We start from the raw sequence: 3,099 nt of genomic DNA on the forward strand, positions 1-3,099 counted from the left end.
ACCCTTATAGAGAAAGGCATTTAGCGATTTTTGTCAATTGTTTTTGCTCTAGAGCGAACTAATCAATTAAGTCTCTTGCCAGATAAGGATTTAGTCGATTTATGCCCCCCTATCGAACCATACCAAGTAACGAAGAACCATTGTTTCAGCAGTCAAGTCAATTAGGGTGCGTTAGGCAATCCCTTGTTTTTAGGGAAAAAATCAAGAGCTAAATATTGCCGTAACGCACCACAAAGAAAGGTTTCAGCAGTTAAGTAGGGTGCGTTAGGCAATCCCTTGTTTTCCGGGAAAAAATCAAGAGCGAAATATTGCCGTAACGCACCACAAAGAAAAGTTTTTGGTGCGTTACGCTACGCTAACACACCCTACTGGATTGTTTCAGCAGTTAAGTAGGGTGCGTTAGGCAATCCCTTGTTTTCAGGGAAAAAATCAAGAGCTAAATATTGCCGTAACGCACCACAAAGAAAAGTTTTTGGTGCGTTACGCTACGCTAACACACCCTACTTTTATAAGCCGCTATGACGGAGGAGAGGCTCGGTACTAGGTTCGCGACCGCGGAAAGCTTTAAAAACATTCATAGGATGGGAACTTCCCCCCATAGCTAAGACAGTATCGCGAAAACGGCGGCCGATCGCTTTCACTGCTTCTTCGTTATCTAATCCCACTTCCTCGAAAGCGGCAAAAGCATCGGCGCTGAGAACTTCTGCCCATTTATAACTATAGTAACCCGCCGCATAACCGCCAGCGAAAATATGCCCAAAAGAACATAAGAAAGCATCTTCTGGTAGGGGAGGAATGATCGTCGTCGTCGCCGCTAAACGCTGTCTGACTTGTTTAGGAGTTTCGCCGCCATTGGGTTGATAACGATGGTGTAATTCCAAATCTACTAAAGACAAATGTAACTGACGCAGCATAGCCGAACCGCTCATATAATTCTTAGCTAGGAGCAGTTTTTGATAGTAATGTTCGGGGAGAGTTTCACCGGTTTCGTAGTGTTTGGCCATACTCATTAAAGTAGGGCGATCATAACACCAATTTTCCATAAATTGACTGGGCAATTCCACCGCATCCCACTCAACGTTATTAATACCCGCTGCGCCGGAATAATCCACAGTGGTTAACATATGCTGTAAACCGTGGCCAAATTCGTGAAATAGGGTAGTTACCTCCTCAAAGGTCATTAAACTGGGGTTTCCGTCCACTGGAGGCGTTTGATTGCAGATTAAATAGGCCACAGGTAAACGCACCTCGGCACCAGTTTTGGCGCGACCGATACAGACATCCATCCAAGCACCGCCGCGTTTTTCGGCGGGACGACTGTAGGCATCGAGGTAGAAATAGGCGATTTTTTCGCCCTTTTCGTCGTTAATCTGGAAATAACGCACATCAGGATGCCAGATAGGTGCTTTACCGTCGGTAGCGATAATTTCCACCCCAAAAATCCGTTTAGCGAGGCTAAATATGCCTTCTAAAACCCGTGGTAGGGGGAAATAGGGGCGTAATTCCTCGGCACTAAAGTTAAACTTGGCCTGACGCTGTTTTTCTGACCAATAGGCTATATCCCAATGCTTGAGATCGTCGGTTCCCGCAAAAGTTTTTAAGGCCTCTAAATCCTGTTTTGCCGCTTTATAGCTTACTTGGCGTAAATTGTCAAGCAATTTCTCGATTTCATCCACAGAATTGGCCATTTTCCGGGCAAGACTGACCTCGGCGTAGGTACTATAACCTAAAAGATGGGCCTGTTCCTGACGAAGTTGCAAAATGCGATCGATTAAGGGATTATTATCCAATTCTCCCAGATCAGCCCGACTAACGTAGGCTTTATAGAGTTTTTCCCGCAATTCCCGATTATCGCTGTACTTCATAAAGGGGAAATAACTGGGAAAATCGAGGGTAATCACCCAGGGACCAGTTTCGGTGCTGGCGTTAGTTTCCCCTTGGCCCCGGGCGGTTTGGGCGGCTAAACTGAGGAGACTAGGGGGTAAACCGGCGATATCTTCTGGGGTTGTTAGTTTTAGTTGAAAAGCTTTGGTGGCATCGAGGAGGTTATTAGAAAATTTCGTGGTGATTTCCGCTAATTCCAGTTGAATCGCGTTAAATCTGTCTTTTTTCTCCCCTACCAATCCCACCCCGGCCAATTGGGCATCCCGCAGAGAAGCTTCGACAATGCGCTGTTGTGCCTCGTCTAATTGCCCCCAGCTTTCCCCTTGACGCAGGGACGAGAATGCCTCATAAATGGGTTTACTTTGGCTTAAACGGCTAATAAACTCGACTACCTGTGGTTGTACGGTTTCGTAAGCTTGACGCAATTCCGGGCTATTTTTTACCCCCATCAGATGACCGATAATCCCCCAACTCCAGCTTAAACGTTCTTCGATCCGGGTGAGGGGTTCGACTAATTTTTCCCAGGTGGGGGCAATCTGCGCTTCTAAATCGGTTAATTCTCTGGCCAGTTCCTGCAAAAGTTGCGTCATGCCAGGGACAATTAGGCCGGGTTGGATTTGGTCAAAAGCCGGTAATCCTTGACCGGCAAGCAGCGGGTTACTGGTGTTCGTCATAATTGTTGGTCTGGAAGGGTGGGTAATCTGTATCTTTTACTACCCTAACCCAAATCCCCGACCATCTATCCGGGCGATCGAACGCCGGAGCTTTTTCAGTGGGGTGTGGGGTGTGGGGTGTGGGGTGTAGGGTGTGGGGTGTAGGGTGTAGGGAAAGAAACCTCTTTCATCTGTGGGGGTGAAAATTTTTTCATTGGGACTGCCTCTGTTGATCAAAGATAAGCAAAAATTATTTATTGACTCCAAAAACTTGAGAATATTTAAATTAACATTCCGCAATATTTACAAATTCTTAAGAATTAATTGAGAAAGATTTTTATTTAACAACGATGTTACAATGGTTACAGCGATTTTACTGAATTTCATAATGGGTTATTCTGTGCTTTTTTGGGCAGCAATGGTTGAAACCCTTGCCACACCTAGAAGGTGATCCTAATTAAGACGGTCAAATCAGTCAATTTCACCCATAACGATGATCTTTTTTTTGTGTAGTTTTATTGCAAAAAAAAAGTTTTTTTGACAAAAAGCACAAAGTATGATA

Annotated in this window: 3 protein-coding genes; 1 reads left to right on the forward strand and 2 read right to left on the reverse strand. The window is 45.0% G+C overall.

All coding sequences use genetic code 11. From position 1 onward, the window contains the following. Positions 1–30: 30 nt before the first annotated feature. Positions 31–165: a hypothetical protein gene (locus PX482_RS12065; protein ID WP_288028081.1), complete on the forward strand. Its 135-nt coding sequence runs from the start codon at positions 31–33 to the stop codon at positions 163–165. A 341-nt stretch (positions 166–506) separates the two neighbouring features. Here the strand turns inward: PX482_RS12065 and PX482_RS12070 are convergent, their stop codons facing one another. Together PX482_RS12070 and PX482_RS12075 are read right to left on the reverse strand one after the other, a co-directional pair. Continuing rightward, the gene (locus PX482_RS12070; RefSeq protein WP_002759920.1) at positions 507–2,558 is read right to left on the reverse strand and encodes a M3 family metallopeptidase; all 2,052 of its coding nucleotides are present in this window, start codon (positions 2,556–2,558) and stop codon (positions 507–509) included. A 39-nt stretch (positions 2,559–2,597) separates the two neighbouring features. Beyond that, positions 2,598–2,837: a hypothetical protein gene (locus PX482_RS12075; protein WP_002759918.1), complete on the reverse strand. Its 240-nt coding sequence runs from the start codon at positions 2,835–2,837 to the stop codon at positions 2,598–2,600. Between the last annotated feature and the right edge of the window lie 262 nt (positions 2,838–3,099).

It is taken from the genome of Microcystis sp. M53602_WE12 (genome assembly GCF_030065455.1).
Taxonomy (GTDB): Bacteria; Cyanobacteriota; Cyanobacteriia; order Cyanobacteriales; family Microcystaceae; genus Microcystis; species Microcystis aeruginosa.